Source organism: Mesorhizobium sp. Root102, from assembly GCF_001425625.1.
Lineage (GTDB): Bacteria > Pseudomonadota > Alphaproteobacteria > Rhizobiales > Rhizobiaceae > Mesorhizobium.
This window is the reverse complement of record NZ_LMCP01000012.1, coordinates 209,983-227,664: the sequence shown is the minus strand read 5'-3', so window position 1 is coordinate 227,664 and position 17,682 is coordinate 209,983. Positions and strand designations below refer to the sequence as shown.

17 protein-coding genes are annotated in these 17,682 nt (G+C 63.1%); 4 read left to right on the top strand and 13 right to left on the bottom strand.

All coding sequences use genetic code 11. From position 1 onward, the window contains the following. Window positions 1-36 precede the first annotated feature (36 nt). Window positions 37-1,107, top strand: coding sequence for a TraB/GumN family protein (locus ASD12_RS12250; RefSeq protein ID WP_056585757.1), 1,071 nt, complete (start codon window positions 37-39; stop codon window positions 1,105-1,107). A gap of 10 nt (window positions 1,108-1,117) precedes the next feature. On the opposite strand, the gene ASD12_RS35880 is transcribed toward ASD12_RS12250, so the two are convergent. The 13 genes from ASD12_RS35880 to ASD12_RS12190 form a co-directional block, all read right to left on the bottom strand. Continuing rightward, entirely contained in the window at window positions 1,118-1,375 is a 258-nt protein-coding gene (locus tag ASD12_RS35880) for a DUF2867 domain-containing protein (RefSeq protein ID WP_320410784.1), read from the bottom strand. A gap of 20 nt (window positions 1,376-1,395) precedes the next feature. Then, window positions 1,396-1,821, bottom strand: coding sequence for a hypothetical protein (locus ASD12_RS35875; protein ID WP_320410785.1), 426 nt, complete (start codon window positions 1,819-1,821; stop codon window positions 1,396-1,398). A 632-nt stretch (window positions 1,822-2,453) separates the two neighbouring features. After that, window positions 2,454-3,860, bottom strand: coding sequence for a dihydrolipoyl dehydrogenase (gene lpdA / locus ASD12_RS12240; RefSeq protein ID WP_056585755.1), 1,407 nt, complete (start codon window positions 3,858-3,860; stop codon window positions 2,454-2,456). A 24-nt stretch (window positions 3,861-3,884) separates the two neighbouring features. Beyond that, on the bottom strand, window positions 3,885-4,640 hold the full coding sequence (locus ASD12_RS12235; RefSeq protein WP_056585752.1) for an SDR family oxidoreductase: 756 nt from the start codon (window positions 4,638-4,640) through the stop codon (window positions 3,885-3,887). Then, window positions 4,637-5,155, bottom strand: a complete 519-nt coding sequence (locus tag ASD12_RS12230; RefSeq protein WP_056585750.1) for a hypothetical protein — start codon at window positions 5,153-5,155, stop codon at window positions 4,637-4,639. Before ASD12_RS12230 ends, ASD12_RS12235 begins: the two co-directional genes overlap by 4 nt. Before the next feature lie 58 nt (window positions 5,156-5,213). After that, window positions 5,214-6,500 (bottom strand): 2-oxoglutarate dehydrogenase complex dihydrolipoyllysine-residue succinyltransferase, encoded by a 1,287-nt coding sequence (gene odhB, locus ASD12_RS12225; RefSeq protein ID WP_056585748.1) that lies wholly within the window; start codon window positions 6,498-6,500, stop codon window positions 5,214-5,216. Between the two features lie 49 nt (window positions 6,501-6,549). Beyond that, complete coding sequence (locus ASD12_RS12220; protein WP_056585746.1) at window positions 6,550-9,537, bottom strand: 2-oxoglutarate dehydrogenase E1 component; 2,988 nt, start codon at window positions 9,535-9,537, stop codon at window positions 6,550-6,552. 126 nt (window positions 9,538-9,663) lie between these two features. Next, the gene (gene sucD / locus ASD12_RS12215) at window positions 9,664-10,566 is read right to left on the bottom strand and encodes a succinate--CoA ligase subunit alpha (RefSeq protein ID WP_056585744.1); all 903 of its coding nucleotides are present in this window, start codon (window positions 10,564-10,566) and stop codon (window positions 9,664-9,666) included. Between the two features lie 50 nt (window positions 10,567-10,616). Continuing rightward, window positions 10,617-10,988: a cupin domain-containing protein gene (locus tag ASD12_RS12210; protein WP_056585742.1), complete on the bottom strand. Its 372-nt coding sequence runs from the start codon at window positions 10,986-10,988 to the stop codon at window positions 10,617-10,619. Window positions 10,989-10,992: 4 nt separating this feature from the next. Beyond that, window positions 10,993-12,186 (bottom strand): ADP-forming succinate--CoA ligase subunit beta, encoded by a 1,194-nt coding sequence (sucC, locus tag ASD12_RS12205; protein ID WP_056585740.1) that lies wholly within the window; start codon window positions 12,184-12,186, stop codon window positions 10,993-10,995. A 16-nt stretch (window positions 12,187-12,202) separates the two neighbouring features. Further along, entirely contained in the window at window positions 12,203-13,171 is a 969-nt protein-coding gene (gene mdh / locus ASD12_RS12200) for a malate dehydrogenase (RefSeq protein ID WP_056585738.1), read from the bottom strand. Between the two features lie 431 nt (window positions 13,172-13,602). Then, on the bottom strand, window positions 13,603-14,802 hold the full coding sequence (gene zapE, locus ASD12_RS12195; RefSeq protein WP_056585736.1) for a cell division protein ZapE: 1,200 nt from the start codon (window positions 14,800-14,802) through the stop codon (window positions 13,603-13,605). An 85-nt stretch (window positions 14,803-14,887) separates the two neighbouring features. Continuing rightward, window positions 14,888-15,427 (bottom strand): protease inhibitor Inh/omp19 family protein, encoded by a 540-nt coding sequence (locus ASD12_RS12190; RefSeq protein WP_056585733.1) that lies wholly within the window; start codon window positions 15,425-15,427, stop codon window positions 14,888-14,890. A gap of 282 nt (window positions 15,428-15,709) precedes the next feature. On the opposite strand from ASD12_RS12190, the gene ASD12_RS12185 reads away from it, so the two are divergent. From ASD12_RS12185 to ASD12_RS33040, 3 genes are all read left to right on the top strand, one after another. After that, entirely contained in the window at window positions 15,710-16,729 is a 1,020-nt protein-coding gene (locus ASD12_RS12185; protein ID WP_082525394.1) for an MBL fold metallo-hydrolase, read from the top strand. 84 nt (window positions 16,730-16,813) lie between these two features. Continuing rightward, complete coding sequence (locus ASD12_RS12180; RefSeq protein WP_244482827.1) at window positions 16,814-17,368, top strand: hypothetical protein; 555 nt, start codon at window positions 16,814-16,816, stop codon at window positions 17,366-17,368. Window positions 17,369-17,466: 98 nt separating this feature from the next. Then, on the top strand, window positions 17,467-17,628 hold the full coding sequence (locus ASD12_RS33040) for a DUF1328 family protein (RefSeq protein WP_082525393.1): 162 nt from the start codon (window positions 17,467-17,469) through the stop codon (window positions 17,626-17,628). Window positions 17,629-17,682: the final 54 nt, after the last annotated feature.

Sequence of the window (17,682 nt, the reverse complement as noted above, 5' to 3'; positions counted from 1 at the left end):
AACCGTTTTGCCGCTTTTCGGTCCTAAGAAAGGGTCATGAAGCGCATCATTGCCATCGCCGACCGCGCAGCGTCCGTATCGCTGAAGCTGCTTGTTGCGCTCAACGTCCTGTTTTTCCTGTCGTTCCTCGCCGTCTTGCTGTTCGCGGCCGGCAGGGCGCATGCCGAAATCCCGACCTGCACCGGCGCCGACATGCTGTCAGCCTTGCAGAAGGACGACCCGGCGGCCTACCGCAAGATCGAGACGGAAGCGGCCGCAACACCGAACGGCAAGGGCCTGTTGTGGAAGCTGGAAAAGCCAGGCGAAAAGCCATCCTTCCTGTTCGGCACCATGCACATGACCGACCCGCGCGTCACCACGCTGCCGCCGGACGCGCAGAAGGCCTATGACGCTGCCGGCACCATTGTCATCGAAACCACCGACGTGCTCGACAAGCAGAAGATGATGGTCGCGATGCTCAAGGAGCCGGACCTGATGATGTTCACCGATAGCACGACGCTGGCGTCGTTGCTGTCGCCCGACGATGCGGCGGCCATGAACTCAGCGCTCGACGCGCGCGGCATCCCGCCGGCGACCGTTGCCAAGATGAAGCCGTGGATGCTGTCGGCCATGATGGCACTGCCGGCCTGCGAACTGGCCCGTCAGTCCGGTGGCGCACCAGTGCTCGACGTCAAGCTGGCGGAGGGTGCAAAGGCTGCCGGCAAGCCGGTAGAAGGATTGGAGACGGCCGAAAGCCAGCTGCGCGCGATGGCCTCGCTGCCGCTGGCCTTTCACATGAAGGGCCTCGTCGACACGCTGAAGCTCGGCGACAAGGTCAACGACATCAACGAAACCATGATCGTACTCTACCAGCGCGGCGACACCGGCATGTTCTGGCCGCTGTTTCGTGCGGCTATGCCGGAAGGGCAGGACGACCCCGCGGGCTATGCGGCGTTCGAGGAAACCATGATCACCAGCCGCAACAAGGTGATGGTTGAGCATGCCGGGCCGATCCTTGCCAGGGGCAATGCCTTCATGGCGGTCGGCGCCCTCCACCTTCCCGGCCCCGAAGGCCTGGTCGAGGATTTTCGCAAGGCAGGTTACACCGTCACGCCTGTTGGGCTTTAGCTACTTCAGCTTACTTCGCCAGGATCTGAGCCAGCATCGCCGGAACGACGATCCGGTGAAACGGTATGACGATCGCGAGATAGGCGCGTCCGAGCCAATTGTGCGTTTTTACGATCGTCGACGCGGCCACTTCCTGCCGGCCCATGCCGAGATCCCTGACTTCGACCAAGACCCGGAAATCGAGATGCCGGTCATCGAGGCCAAGCACGACCTTGCCGGGAAACTGGCTGATGAGCGGAAATATCCCGAACCGTCCAGCCGGCAACACCGCAGGTTCCAGGCCCGTCTTCAGCCGGAATGGCCTGACGGCAAGGTTGGCAGCGCCACGAGCCTGCCGACCCAGCGCGGCGTTCGCCCCAAAGCCCGTTCTGCCGCGCCGAGTGCGGTCAACGAAAGACCTTCGGTGACCAGCACATAGCTGTCGGCGAACTGGGCGCCGGCAAGAGCGTCGTGAGGGTTGGGGACAATCTGCGCTGTGGAGTTCATAACGGCAAAATCCTCTGAATCGGCATAGCAGGCGCGCATCTGGCGCGCTGCATGGCGAAACGACGCCATTCCGGCTACGGAAAGGCAGGATTTTCCTTGTTTTTGGCGTTTTCCAACCCTAGCGTGAAACCAGTTCAATGATTGCGCGTTGAATGGTGTTGATTGATATTTTTCATCCACGGAGGACACTTTTATGGCGAACGCACCGAATCCAAACGATCCGTTCAATCCCAACACCACCAACACCACCATCAAGCAGAGTGGCGGCGGCGGTAGTGGCTGGCTGATTGCACTGGTCGTCGTTATTCTGGCGGTTGTCGCGTATTATGTTTTTGGAAGAAGTGGTGAGCATCCGGCACCTGCCGAGCCGCCGGCGGCCAGCACACCGGCCCCCGCGCCCGCACCGGCAGAACCGATGAAACCCGCCGAACCTGCACCTGCAGAACCGGCGCCCGCGCCCGCGCCCGCACCGGCCCCTGCACCTGCGCCCGCACCGGCCCCTGCACCTGCGCCCGCACCGGCCCCTGCGCCGGCACCCGCACCGGCCAACTGATCGGCTCGATATCAAATACGAACGGCCCGCCGAAAAGCGGGCCGTTTTGTTTTGGGCAATGTCCCCTGAAAGGCCTTCCAGAAACTCGCTCCGGTGAGTCAGCTGGTGTGGTTTTCGAGAACCGGAGCGCAGCGGACATTTGGGTCCGTGAGCCGCGCATGACCCCGAAAATCAGTCCGATTTTCGGAAAGGATCATGCGCCAATCAAAAAGTGTCACAGCGTCCTTTGCGCGTCCAAGAGAGACGCGCGGCGCTGTGAAAGCGGGCAAAACCTCGCCAGATGGCCGCCGGAGTTTATGAAAGGGCTTTAGATGTGGATTGGCTTGAAGAACGTCGCCAGCGCCGCCTCCTTCACCGCTTCCGACATCGTCGGATGCGCGTGGCAGGTGCGGGCGAGATCCTCGGACGAACCGCCGAACTCCATCAGCACCGCCGCCTCGTGGATCATCTCGCCGGCACCGAAGCCGACGATATGCACGCCGAGCACGCGGTCGCTCGTCTTGTCGGCGAGGATCTTCACAAAGCCGTCGGTGTGCAGCATGGCGCGCGCCCGGCCATTGGCGCTGAACGGGAACTTTCCCGCCTTGTAGTCGATGCCGGCCTTCTTCAGCTCTTCCTCGGTCTTGCCCACCGAGGCGATTTCCGGGCTGGTGTAGACGACGCTGGGAATGACGTCATAGTTCACATGGCCGGCCTGGCCGGCAATGGTTTCCGCCACCGCCACGCCCTCGTCCTCGGCCTTGTGCGCCAGCATCGGCCCGGCGATGACATCGCCGATGGCAAAGATGCCGGGGACGTTGGTCCTGAGATGACCGTCGGTCTTCACCCGGCCGCGCTCGTCGACCTCGACGCCGGCTTCCTTCAGGCCAAGACTGTCCGCATAGGCGCGGCGGCCGGTCGCGATCAGCACGGCATCGGCCTCGATCGTTTCGGCGGCACCGCCCTTGACCGGTTCGAAGGTGACGGCGGCACCTTTCTTGGCCTTGGCGACGCCGGTGACCTTGGCACCGAGCTTGAACTCGAAACCCTGTTTGCCCAAAAGCCGCTGGAACTGCTTGGAGACCTCGCCGTCCATGCCGCCCAGGATGGTGTCGAGGAACTCGACCACGGTGACCTTGGCGCCGAGCCGCGCCCACACCGAGCCGAGTTCAAGCCCGATGACACCGCCGCCGACCACCACCAGGTGGCCAGGCACCTTGTCCAGCGACAATGCGCCGGTCGACGACACGATCACCTTCTCGTCGATATCGACCTTGACGCCGGGAATGCCGGCGACATCCGAGCCGGTGGCGATGACGATGTTCTTGGTCTCGATCTCCTCGACCTTGCCGTCCTCGCCGGTCACCGAGACCTTGCCGGCGGCGATCACCTTGCCGGCGCCGCGGAACGCGTCGATCTTGTTCTTCTTGAACAGGAAGGCGACGCCGTTGACGTTCGACGACACCGTCGCATCCTTATGCGCCATCATCTTCTTCAGGTTCAGCTTCGGTGCCGATATCTCGACGCCGAGTGTGTCGAAGGAATGGCTTGCCTCGGCGAACATCTCGGAGGCATGGAGCAGTGCCTTGGACGGGATACAGCCGATATTCAGGCAGGTGCCGCCGAAGGTCGCGTTCTTCTCGACCACCGCAACCTTTAGCCCGAGTTGCGCTGCCTTGATGGCGCAAACATAGCCGCCCGGTCCCGATCCGATGATAACGACGTCATAAGCCATGATACTGTCCTTCTTGATTGGGGCTCAGCGGCCGCCGCTTACATTCAGGATCGCGCCCGTCGTATAGGACGCGGCGTCGGAGAGAAGATAGAGAACCGCGCCCGCGACTTCATCAGCCTTGCCCGCTCTTTTCATCGGCAGCAGGTCGCGAAACCGCTCTACCCGCTCCGGCTGCCCGCCGGAGGCGTGGATGTCCGTGTCGATGATGCCTGGCCGCACCGCATTGACGCGGATGCCTTCCAGCGCCACCTCGCGGGCGAGCCCGATGGTGAACGTATCGATGGCGCCCTTGGAGGCGGCATAGTCGACATACTCGCCCGGCGAGCCCAATGTCGCTGCCGCCGACGAGATGTTGACGATCGATCCGCCCGACCCGCCATAACGGGTCGACATGCGCTTCACCGCCTCACGGGCGCAGAGGAACGAGCCGACCACATTGATGCGCATCATGCGCTCCAGCCGCGCGACATCCATTTCGTCGACGCGCGCCTTGACGTCGACGATGCCGGCATTGTTGACGAAGGCGTCGAGCCGGCCATAGGCGCTGTCGACAGCCTCGAACATGGCCACGACATCGGACTCAGCGCCGACATCGCCCTTGACGGCAAAGGCCTCGCCCCCGGCGGCCTTGATCTCGGCGACCAGTGCATTGGCGGCGTCCTGGTTCGAAGCGTAGTTTACCGCGACGCGATAGCCTGCCTTCGACCCGAGCCGGCAGATCGCGGCGCCGATGCCGCGGCTGCCGCCGGTGACCAGCAACACCTTTTGGGTCCCGCTCATTCCTGGCATCCCTTCAAGGCAAACACATCCCACGGCACTTTCGAAAATCCGATGCCGCCATAGGCGCTGGACTGCCGCAGCGACGGGCCGAGGTCCGGCAGGATCAGCATCTTCGGCGCCTCGACGCCTTCGGCCGGCAGCAGCCCGATGTTGCCCTTGTCATCCGACGTGTAGATGACGCCGTGCCAGGGCGTACAGGCGGCAAGCTCCTCGCCGGTGACGTCGCCCTCGGGGCATTTGGACATCAGCGCGCCGTTCGGCCGCGACACGCCCTCGTTCCACATGACGATGCCGTTCAGCACCACATTGTTGTCGAGGATCATGCGGAAGGTGTTGGTGACGGTCGCCGAGGTGCCGGTCGGCGTGAAATCGATCTCGCTGCCGCTCTGGGCGTCGCCATAGACGGCAAGCTCGATCGGGCAGGCAGCAAAGGCGCCGGTCGCGGCCAGCATCGCGCCAACAACGATCGATGCCGTCGAAAGCAGCCTGGAAAAGCCAAGGGAACGGGTCGTCATCCTGCCGCACAGATCCCTTCTTCCGGCACGCATTCCAACAGCCGGATCAGCACCAACCTTAGAGATCGAGCACCAGCCGCTCCGGATCCTCCAGGCTTTCCTTGACGCGGACCAGGAAGGTCACCGCTTCCTTGCCGTCGACGATGCGGTGATCGTAGCTGAGCGCCAGATACATCATCGGCCGGATCACGATCTGCCCGCCGACCACCACAGGCCGGTCCTGGATCTTGTGCATGCCCAGAATGCCCGACTGCGGCGCATTGAGGATCGGCGTCGACATCAGCGAGCCGTAAACGCCGCCGTTGGAAATCGTGAACGTCCCGCCCTGCATGTCGGCGACCGACAGCTTGCCGTCACGCGCGGCGATGCCCAGCCGGCCGATGTCCTTCTCGATCTCGGCGATCGACATCTGGTCGGCATCGCGCACGACCGGCACGACGAGGCCCTTTTCGGTACCGACGGCGACGCCGATATGGGCGTAGTTCTTGAAGATGATGTCGGTGCCGTCGATCTCGGCATTGACCGAGGGGATTTCCTTCAACGCGTGGGTGACGGCCTTGGTGAAGAAGCCCATGAAGCCGAGCTTCACGCCGTGCTTCTTCTCGAACACGTCCTTGTACTTGGTCCGCAGCGCCATCACCGCTGACATGTCGACCTCGTTGAAAGTGGTCAGCATGGCGGCGGTCGACTGCGCTTCCTTGAGGCGGCGCGCGATGGTCTGTCGCAATTTGGTCATGCGCACGCGCTCCTCGCGCGACGCATCGTCGCCCGAGGACGGTGCGCGGACGGCAACCGATGCAGGTGCCGGCGCGGCTTTGGGCGTCTCGGCCGGCTGCGACGGCGCGCCCTTGGAGATGGCGTCGAGCACGTCGCCCTTCAGCACCTGGCCGCGCTTGCCGGAACCGGAAACCTGGTCGACCGAGAGATTGCTTTCGGCGATCAGCTTGGCCGCGGCTGGCGCCGGCGGCATGCTGCGCGGCTCGACCGCGCCGGCGTCGCCGGCAATCTTGGCGGTCTCGGCCGCGGCCTGCTTGCCGGTCGATGCCGCATCCGGCGACGAGGCCTGCGATACCGCTTGCGGCTTGGTCGCGGGAGCGGCGGCCGCGCCACCTGCCGAAATCGACCCCAGCAAAGCGCCGACGCCGACAGTCTCGCCTTCCTTGACCGCGATCTCCGAAAGGATACCCGCGGCGGCGGCGGGCACTTCAACCGTCACCTTGTCGGTCTCGAGTTCGACCAGTGGCTCGTCGGCGGCGATCGCGTCGCCAACCTTCTTGAACCATTTGCCGATGGTCGCTTCGGTGACGGATTCGCCGAGAGTGGGAACGCGGATTTCGGTAGCCATTGTGCCTGTCCGTTTCTTGTCGGTTCTGTTTTGTCAGCCGAGTTCTGTTCTATTCACCAAGCGCGTCTTCAAGCAAGGCGGCGAGTTGGGCGAGATGCTTCGACATCAGTCCGGTCGCCGGCGAGGCGGCCGCCGGACGGCCAGTGTAGCGCACCCGCTGATGCTTGGCGTCGATATGCGCCAGCACCCATTCCAGATAGGGGTCGATGAACGACCAGGCGCCCATGTTCTTGGGCTCCTCCTGGCACCAGACCATCTCGGCATTGCGGAAGCGCGACAGTTCGGTGATCAGCGCCTTGGCCGGGAACGGATAGAGCTGTTCGACGCGCAGCAGATAGATGTCGTTGATGCCGCGCTTCTCGCGCTCCTCGTAAAGGTCGTAATAGACCTTGCCCGAGCACAGCACGACGCGGCGGATCTTTGAATCCTTGGTGAGCTTGATCGCCTGGTTGGGGAGCAGCTGGGCGTCGTCCCACAGCAGACGGTGGAACGAGCTTTCGCCCGAAATTTCCGGCAGCGTCGACACCGCCCGCTTGTGGCGCAGCAACGACTTCGGCGTCATCAGGATCAGCGGCTTGCGGAAGTCTCGCTTCAGCTGCCGGCGCAGGATGTGGAAGTAGTTGGCCGGCGTCGTGCAGTTGGCCACTTGCATGTTGTCTTCGGCGCAAAGCTGCAGGAAGCGTTCGAGCCGGGCCGAGGAATGTTCCGGACCCTGGCCTTCATAGCCATGCGGCAAGAGACAGACGAGGCCCGACATTCTGAGCCACTTGCGTTCTCCGCTGGAGATGAACTGGTCGAACACCACCTGGGCGCCGTTGGCGAAGTCGCCGAACTGCGCTTCCCACAGTGTCAGTGCCTTCGGCTCGGCCAGGCTGTAGCCATACTCGAAGCCGAGCACCGCCTCTTCCGACAGCATCGAGTTGATGACTTCATAGCCGGCCTGAGCGGCCGAGAGATTGTTGAGCGGGATGTAGCGGGTCTCGTCGCGCTGGTCGTAGAGCACGGAATGGCGCTGCGAGAAGGTGCCGCGTTCGGAATCCTGCCCCGACAGGCGGATCGGATTGCCGTCGAGCAGGATGGCGCCGAAGGCCAGCGCCTCGGCCGTCGACCAGTCGATGCCTTCGCCCGACTCGATCGCCTGGCGGCGGTTCTCGAGGAAGCGGATGATCGTCTTGTGCGCCTCGAAATCCTTCGGCACCTCGGTCAGCTTCTTGCCGATTTCCTTCAGCGTCTTGACCGGCACGGCGGTCTTGCCGCGCCGCTGTTCGTCCTGGTTGTCGGCCGTGCGCAGGCCAGACCAGGCGCCGTCGAGCCAGTCGGCCTTGTTGGGCTTGTAGTGCTGGCCGACTTCCCATTCGGATTCGAGATGCGCGCGCCAGTCGGCCTTCATCTGGTCGAACTCGGCCTGGGTGATGTGGCCTTCGGCAATCAGGCGGTCGGCATAGATCTGCACCGTCGTCTTGTGGGTGCGGATGTTGCGATACATGATCGGCTGGGTGAAGGCTGGTTCGTCGCCCTCATTGTGGCCGAAGCGGCGGTAGCAGAACATGTCGACCACAACAGGCTTGTGGAACTTCATGCGGAATTCGATCGCCACCTTGGTGGCGTGCACCACGGCTTCCGGGTCGTCGCCATTGACGTGGAAGATCGGCGCCTCGATCATCTTGGCGACGTCGGACGGATATGGCGACGAGCGCGAGAAGCGCGGATTGGTGGTGAAGCCGATCTGGTTGTTGATGATGAAATGCAGCGTGCCGGCGACGCGGTGGCCGCGCAGGCCCGACAGGCCGAGGATCTCGGCAATCACGCCCTGGCCGGCAAAGGCGGCATCGCCGTGCAGCAGCAGCGGCAGCACCTTGGCGCGCTCTTCCAGCGGCACGATTTCCTCGCGGCTGCGGCCGAACAGATAATCCTGCTTGGCGCGCGCCTTGCCCATCACCACCGGATCGACGATTTCCAGATGCGAGGGATTTGCGGTCAAGGACAGATGCACCTTGTTGCCGTCGAATTCGCGGTCCGACGAGGCGCCGAGATGGTACTTGACGTCGCCCGAGCCCTCGACCTCGTCGGGTGCGGCAGAGCCGCCCTTGAACTCATGGAAGATGGCGCGGTGCGGCTTGGCCATCACCTGGGAGAGCACGTTCAGCCGGCCGCGATGCGCCATGCCCAGCACGATCTCCTTCATGCCGAGCTGGCCGCCGCGCTTGACGATCTGCTCCAGCGCCGGGATCAGCGCTTCACTGCCATCGAGGCCGAAGCGCTTGGTGCCCTTGTACTTGACGTCGATGAACTGCTCGAAGCCTTCGGCCTCGACCAGCTTCTGCAGGATCGCCTTCTTGCCGGTGGCGGTGAAGGTGATCTCCTTGTCGGCGCCCTCGATGCGCGCCTGGATCCAGGCCTTTTCCTCGGGATCGGAAATATGCATGAACTCGACGCCGAGCGTCGAGCAATAGGTGCGCGTCAGGATTTCCAGCATCTGCCGGATGCTGCCGAATTCGAGTCCGAGCACATTGTCGAGGAAGATCGGCCGGTCGTAATCGGCTTCGGTGAAGCCGTAGTTTTCCGGCGACAGCTCGTTGTAGTCCTCGAGCGGCTTGGCGATGCCGAGCGGGTCGAGATTGGCGTGCAGATGGCCGCGCATGCGGTAGGCGCGGATCATCATGATGGCGCGCACGGAATCGCGCGTCGCCTGGTGCACGTCGGCATCGGAGAGGACGATGCCGTTGGTAACCGCCTTGTCCTTGACCTTCTTTTCCAGATGCTTCTCGACGATGCCCCAATTGCCGTCGAGCGCCGACACCAGTTCGCCATTGGCCTGCAGCGGCCAGGAGGGCTTCGCCCAGGAGGCGCCCTTGGCGTTCTTGCGCACATCGCCGGCGTCGTCCTTCAGCCCGGCGAAGAACTCCTGCCATTCGGGATTGACCGAGGCTGGATCGTCCTCATAGGCGGCGTAGAGCGCATCGATGTAATCGGCGTTGCCGCCATAAAGGAAAGAGGTGAGCGAAAACTGGTCGTTGGCCTGATCTTGTCTTGCCATTTTTGTCCGCGGAGCCTGGCTCCGTCTCCTTGTCAGAGCGAATAGTGAGTAGCGAATAGGAATTTTCCCTGTGGTCGCGCCGCTACTCTTTTTTCCCTATTCGCTATTCATTACTCGCTACTCACTTTAACCCTTGATCGCCTCGACCAAGGTCGTGCCCAGCCTTGCCGGCGAGGGCGATACCTTGATTCCAGCCGATTCCATCGCCGCGATCTTGTCTTCCGCGCCGCCCTTGCCGCCCGAAATCACCGCGCCCGCATGACCCATGGTACGGCCGGCCGGCGCTGTGCGCCCGGCGATGAAGCCGGCCATCGGCTTCTTGCGGCCACGCTTGGCTTCGTCCTTGAGGAACTGCGCGGCGTCTTCCTCGGCCGAACCGCCGATCTCGCCGATCATGATGATCGACTTGGTCTCGTCATCGGCGAGGAACATCTCGAGCACGTCGATGAACTCGGTGCCTTTGACGGGGTCGCCGCCAATTCCGACGGCGGTGGTCTGGCCGAGGCCGACATTGGTGGTCTGGAACACGGCCTCATAGGTAAGTGTTCCCGAGCGCGAAACAACGCCGACCGAACCCTTGCGGAAGATGTTTCCGGGCATGATGCCGATCTTGCATTCATTGGGGGTGAGCACGCCCGGGCAGTTAGGGCCGATCAGCCGCGAGGTCGAGCGGTCGAGCCGCGCCTTGACCTTGATCATGTCCATCACCGGTATGCCTTCGGTGATGCAGATGATTAGCGGGATCTCGGCCTCGATCGCTTCGAGGATGGCTTCGGCGGCACCCGCCGGCGGCACATAGACGACCGAAGCGTTGGCGCCGGTTTTTTCCTTGCCCTCGGCGACGGTGGCGAAGATCGGCAGGCTCTCGCCCTTCGAGCCGGCCCACGTCTCGCCACCCTTCTTCGGGTGGATGCCGCCGACCATTTTCGTGCCGTGATAGGCCAGCGCCTGCTCGGTGTGGAACGTGCCGGTCTTGCCTGTCAGGCCCTGCACCAGCACCTTGGTGTTCTTGTCGACGAGGATGGACATGTGAGCCCTTTTCTAAAAGCCGTTGATCGAGGAAGGCTGTGCGGTCATGGTCAGAGCCGCTTCAGATCGGCGACGGTGAGGTCGCTCTTGGCGTTGCCGGTGTTGAGCGTCGTCGCCGGCTCGAACATCAGCACGACAGGCTCTTCGCTGAGCGAGCGCGGCCGATGCTCGACGGCGCGCGGCACGACGATGAACTCGCCGCTCGAGAGTTCCACCGTGCCGTCGCGAAAATCGATGGCGATGCGCCCGCGCAGCACGAGGAAGGCTTCGTCCTCATTGTCATGCGCATGCCAGTCGAAGACGTCGCCGAACTTGGCGATCTTGACCTGAGAATCGTTGACGTCGCCGGCGATATGCGGATCGAAGACCTTCTTGATCTTCTGATCCGCCGCCTCGACCAGGTTTATCTTGTGCGGAGGCACCAGATCAGCCCTTCACCGCCGCCACGATCTTCTTGGCCGCGTCGTCGAGATCATCGGCCGACACCACGTTGAGGCCGCTATCGTTGATGATCTTCTTGCCGAGCTCGGCATTGGTGCCTTCCAGGCGCACCACCAGCGGCACTTTCAGACCGACTTCCTTGACCGCGGCAATGACGCCCTCGGCAATGATGTCGCACTTCATGATGCCGCCAAAAATGTTGATCAGGATGCCCTTGACCGCCGGATCCTTGGTGATGATCTTGAACGCGGCCGTCACCTTCTCCTTCGACGCGCCACCGCCGACATCGAGAAAGTTGGCGGGTTCGGCGCCATAGAGCTTGATGATGTCCATCGTCGCCATGGCAAGGCCGGCGCCGTTGACCATGCAGCCGATATTGCCGTCGAGCGCGACATAGGCGAGGTCGTATTTCGACGCCTCGATCTCCTTCTCGTCCTCTTCGGTGGTGTCGCGCAGTTCGAGCACGTCGGGGTGGCGGAACAGCGCGTTGTTATCGAACGACACTTTTGCGTCGAGCACGCGCAGCCGGCCGTTCTTCATGACGATTAGCGGGTTGACCTCGAGCAGGCTCATGTCCTTCTCGACGAACGCCTTGTAGAGAATCGGGAACAGCGCATCGCCGTCCTTGGCGGCATTGCCGTCGAGCTTCAGAGCGCCGTTGAGCGCCTTCAGATCGGCTGCGGTGACGCCCTTTTCCGGATCAATGGCGACGGTGATGATCTTTTCTGGCGTGTCATGAGCGACCGCCTCGATATCCATACCGCCCTCGGTCGAGACGACGAAGGCAACACGGCCGACCGAGCGATCGACCAGGATCGACAGATAGAGCTCGCGTTCGATGTCGGCACCGTCCTCGATGTAGAGGCGGTTGACCTGCTTGCCGGCCGGGCCGGTCTGCTTGGTCACCAGCGTGTTGCCAAGCATCTCGTTGGCGTTGGCGACAACATCGGCCACCGACTTGGCCAGCCGCACACCGCCCTTGGCGTCCGGGCCAAGCTCCTTGAATTTGCCCTTGCCGCGGCCACCGGCATGGATCTGGCTCTTCACAACATAGAGCGGGCCGGGCAGCGCTTGTGCCGCGGCTTCCGCCTCGCTCGCCTTGAACACCGGCACGCCTTCGGCCACCGGCGCGCCGAAAGACTTCAGCAGCGCCTTGCCCTGATACTCATGGATGTTCATCTGGATTTGCTCCGGTTCACTTCGAGGCCAGCTGCGGCGCGATCTTGACGCAGGCCTCGGTCAGGCCCTGCACCGTCGCCACCGAACTGTCGAACATCTTCTGCTCGCTCTTGTTGAGGTCGATCTCGATGATGCGTTCGACGCCGCCGGCGCCGATCACCACGGGAACGCCGACATAGGTGTTCTTGACGCCATACTGGCCGGAGAGATACGCGGCGCACGGCAGCACGCGCTTCTTGTCCTTGAGATAGGCTTCAGCCATCTGGATCGCCGAGGCGGCCGGCGCATAGTAGGCCGAGCCGGTCTTGAGCAGGCCGACGATCTCGGCGCCGCCATCACGGGTGCGCTGCACGATCTGGTCGAGCTTTTCCTTCGAGGTCCAGCCCATCTTGATGAGGTCGGGCAGCGGAATGCCGGAAACCGTCGAATAACGGATCATCGGCACCATGGAATCGCCGTGGCCGCCGAGCACGAAGGCGGTGACATCCTCGACCGAGACCTTGAATTCCTCGGCCAGGAAATAGCGGAAGCGCGCGCTGTCGAGCACGCCGGCCATGCCGACGACATGGCTCTTGGGCAGGCCGGAAAACTTCTGCAGCGCCCAAACCATGGCGTCGAGCGGATTGGTGATGCAGATGACGAAGGCCTTCGGCGCGTATTTCTTCAGGCCGGCGCCTACCTGTTCCATGACCTTGAGGTTGATGCCCAAAAGGTCGTCGCGGCTCATGCCCGGCTTGCGCGGCACGCCGGCGGTGACGATGCAGACATCGGCACCCTCGATGCCGGCATAGTCGTTGACGCCGGTGAGGCGGCTGTCGAAGCCATCGACCGGCGACGACTGCGCTATATCGAGCCCCTTGCCCTGCGGGGTACCCTCGGCAATATCGAACAGCACCACGTCGCCGAGGTCCTTGAGGCCGATCATGTGGGCGAGCGTGCCGCCAATCATGCCAGAGCCGATGAGCGCTATCTTGTTGCGTGCCATGTGAGGATGTTTTCCCTTTGTCGGTAACGGCGCCATACGGCGTCGAGGAAGAGGCCGGAATGCTGCGGGGAAACCGCGAATTTTCGCCGCACCCAATAGCGTTGGTGCAGGATAAATTCAAACGATTATTTCGAAGCCAGCATTTTCAATCGGTTAGAGTGATTGGGATTTACGTAAACGTCAAAGTTTGTAAGTTGAATTGAGAGAATTTACACAATGAAGATGGAAATCGTAAGGCTGGAAGCGGGCGATGACGTCCTTGTGATGTGGGTGGCCGAGGATGTGAGTTGAAGACGTCAGCGGGACAGCGCCCCCCTTCGCGCCCCGCTCTGTCCCGCCGGACATCTTCCCCACGAGGGGGGGAGATCGGCCGTCATCTCGGCTTTCGCCAATCGCTGACGTTGCAAGTGGGAGCGGAGTGCTCTCTGAGCCTAAGCCTGCGCCTGCTGCGCTTCTGGCGCCGCCTTCACCTTCTGCCGCTCGGCCCAATCCTCCAGCCAGTCGCGGCTCTGCATCTCGATCAGCCGCGATGCCGTGCGCTCGAATTCGAAGACCTCGACGCCGCGCTTGGCCACATAAAGCTGCGGTGGCGGCGCTTCGGCACTCACCACCAGCCGAACGTGATGGTCGTAGAGCGTGTCGATCAGAAGGATGAAACGCTTGGCCTCGTTGCGCTTGCCTTCGCCGAGCACCGGGATATGGTCGATGAAGACAGTCGAAAAGCGCCCGGCGATCGCCAGGAAATCGCGGGCTCCGAGCGGCTTTTCGCAGAGATCGGCGAAGGAGAACCGCGCCGCGTCACCGGCCGCTTGCGGCACGATCACGTGCCGGCCTTTGAGCGCCAGCGACGTCTGCGCCTCTGGCGCCCCGCGCGTCATGGCTTGCCAGGCCTCGTCGAGCACCTGGTCGGCCGCCGCATCGGCCGGCGTGACATAGACCGGCGTGCGGGCGAGCTTCTCCACCCGGTAGTCCTTGTCGGCATCGAGCGCCAACACCTGTGCATGCCGCTCCAGAATGCCAATGAACGGCCGGAAAAGCTGGCGGTTCAGCCCATCGCCGTAAAGATTTTCCGGCGCCACGTTCGAGGTGGCGACCAGCACCACGCCGCCGGCAAACAGCGCCGAAAACAATCGCGACAGGATCATCGCGTCGGCAATGTCGGTGACCGAGAACTCGTCGAAGCACAGCACCCAGGCCTCCTCGGCAAGCGCCTTGGCCACCGGCGGAATCGGATCGTCTTCCTTCACGTCGCCATTCTTGCGCGCCTGCCGGTGCTTCTGGATACGGTCCTGCACGTCGGCCATGAAGTCGTTGAAGTGGACGCGGCGCTTGCGCCGCACCGGCAGCAAGTCGAAGAACATGTCCATCAGCATGGTCTTGCCACGGCCGACGCCGCCATGGATGTAAAGGCCCTTGACGCCCTCATGCGTCTCGCGCTTGCGGGCAAACAGCCAGCCCAGCGCACTCGACTTGTGCGCCAGCCGTTTGGCCGAGATCTCATCGATCAGCCGATCGAGCGCAGCCGCGATCCGCTCCTGCGCCGGATCGCGTTCGATCGCGCCGGTTTCCACCAGATGGTTGTAGCGCTGCCTGACGGTCGCATGGGTCTGGAGGCCGTCACGCAGATGCATCGGTCACGTCATTTGTTTTTATGCATGTCGCTGTCCCACAACCGGGGCCACTTCTTCTGGGCGACATGCATTCGGAAGGACTGGCCTACCTTGTAAGCGAAATCGGCTGGCCGTTGGAAGTCTGGCCGTCGAATTTCGAGCCGCCCGAGGAATAGAGTCGCGCCAGCGCACCGCCACTCTCGTCATAGAGCGTCAACTGCTTGCCGGCGACGTTCCATGACTTGATGCCGTCGATCGGTGCCGGGCAATGCAGCGGCCCGGCACGGAAGCCGGCGCCGAATTTGGTCTGCGGTGTCGCCACCTTGCAGCTCTGGCCGGAAACGCTGACGTTCCAGACACCGGCGACGCTGGCGGCGGTCACGTCCGAAGCGCCGGCCGGCGCCGCGCCGTCCGGCGGCAGCGAGGCGACCTGCGTGTTCGCCGGCGCGGTGGGGAATTGCGACGGGTCGGTGGTGCCGGGCGATGCCGGCGGCGGCAACTGGTTCGCGGTCACCTTGCCGGCGGGGGCGGCCTCCAGCGGTGCAGGCTGCTGATCATCCATCGACGAGAAACGTGAGGTTGAACAGCCGCTCGCAACGAGCGCGGCCAGCGATACGGCCACCAGACCGGTTTTCGAAAAAGTCATTCCAACCTCCGTCGGATCCGGCTGGGGGGAAGCCGTCCGCACAATCTCACCTCCACCAAGATGGAGAAGGTGGCGAAATTTCAACCCGATATGGTTAAAATACGGTTTGCGGCAAGATTTGTTGCAAATTTATCGCAATCGCGATGGCATGGGCCGCCCGTCGCGCGTCGCCCTCCGATCCCAGTCGGCACGGTGCTGCCCTGGCATTCCCGCAGTCAGAAGCTTGCGTGCGTCGGCACAGCCCCTATGTCAGGGAGACGAAACCCTCCTGGAGCCGCAAAATTGGCCGCGAGAAAGAAAGCCGCCAATCGCTACTACAGCGGCCCGCCCAGCGGCCATTTCGACGGCACCTTGTTCTTCAATCCCGACGGCCAGCCGCCAGGCCGTTTCGCCGACCTGCTGAAATGGCAGTTGAATGGCAAGCGCTCGAAATGGCCGGCGACCAATCCAAGCCCCTTTCCGCAGGCAAAACCGGCCGCGAAGATCGAGGGCGCGGCGCTGGATGTGACGATGGTCGGCCATTCCACCTTGCTGATCCAGACGGCCGGTCTGAACATCCTCACCGACCCAGTGTGGTCGCTGCGCGCGTCGCCGCTTTCCTTCACTGGGCCAAAACGCATCAATCCGCCAGGCATCGCCTTTGCCGACCTGCCGCCGATCGACCTCGTGCTGGTCAGCCACAATCATTACGACCATCTCGACCTCGCCACGCTGAAGCGGCTGAAGGCCGGCCACGACCCGCTGGTGCTCACCCCGCTCGGCAACGATGCCCTGATCGGCAATGCGGTTCCCGGCATGCGGCTGTCGGCCCATGACTGGGGCGACAGGATCGAGGTGGGCAATGGAGTCGCCGTCCATGTCGAACCGGTGCATCACTGGTCGGCGCGTGGCACCCGCGACCGGCGCATGGCGCTGTGGGCCGGTTTCGTCATCGAAACGCGTGATAGCAAGCTTTATTTCGCCGGTGACACCGGCTTCCACAATGGCATCAACTACCGGCTGATGGCTGAGAAACATGGCGGTTTCCGCTTCGCCATCCTGCCGATCGGCGCCTATGAACCGCGCTGGTTCATGGCGCCGCAGCACCAAAACCCGAAGGAAGCGGTGCAAGGCATGACGCTGTGCAACGCCGCTTTCGCCGCCGGCTGCCACTGGGGCACCTTCCAGCTCACCGACGAACCGATCGACGAGCCGGCGCGGAAATTGACCGAGGCGCTCGAGGATCAAGGTGTCCCGCGCGAACGCTTTCGCGCCTTGCGGCCCGGCGAGGTCTGGACCGTGCCTGAGATCGGACGCGGCTGACGTCTGATTGGCCATTTACGGCCCGGTCATTTTCGCAGATGGTCCGCCCCCAGCAGGCAAAGGGGAATACAGATGAAATCAATCATGGCAGTTCTGACGGCGTTGGCGATCTCGACGCCGTGCGCTTTCGCAGGCGAAATCAGCGATCGCGCCGCGGAAGCCGAAAAGCTGCTGCAATCGGGCAACGGCGCCGGCGCGCTGGACAAATTCCGCGGCGTCGAGGAAGCCTTTTGGCAAGCGATGCCGCTGGCCGTCCAGAACGTCAAACAAGTCGATTCCGCAAGCGGTTTCGGCATCTACAGCGAGCGTGCCAATCACATCTACAAGCCCGGCGAGAAGATCGTGCTGTACATGGAGCCCATTGGCTATGGCTACGGCTCGGACGGCCTCGGTAACAGCATGATCGCGCTTTCCGTCGACATCACGGTGGTTTCCGCGGCCGGCGAGACGCTCGGTACGAGTGAGAAGGTCGGACGCGTCCAGGTCGCGTCCCGCTCGCACAACCGCGAACTGTTCTTCAAGCTGGATCTCTCCCTCGACGGCCTGCCGGCCGGCAAATACCGCTGCGACTTCCTCATGCATGACGAGAATTCGAGCAAGACGGCGCCCTTCACGACCGATATCGAGATCGCCGGCTAGGTTAGCCCGGCTATCGGCCTCGCAGCCCGACGGGAACCCAAGCGCGGCAGCCGCGTTTTCATGCGTTTTCAAGATCAGTCGCTTTGCGAGGCATTCCCATGCTCAAATGGATCATCATTCTCCTCATCGTCGCCGCGGCGGCGAGCCTGCTCGGCATGCCGGCTCTGGCAGGCGCTGCCGCCACCGGCGCGCGCATCCTCATCGGCATCGTCCTGGTCATCTTCCTGCTGGTGGTGCTGGGCATCTTCGCCGTCACGTAAGTCCGGCGCCTTCGCCGCGACTAAGCGGCTGCGCACTGGTAATTCCTGCCCGTT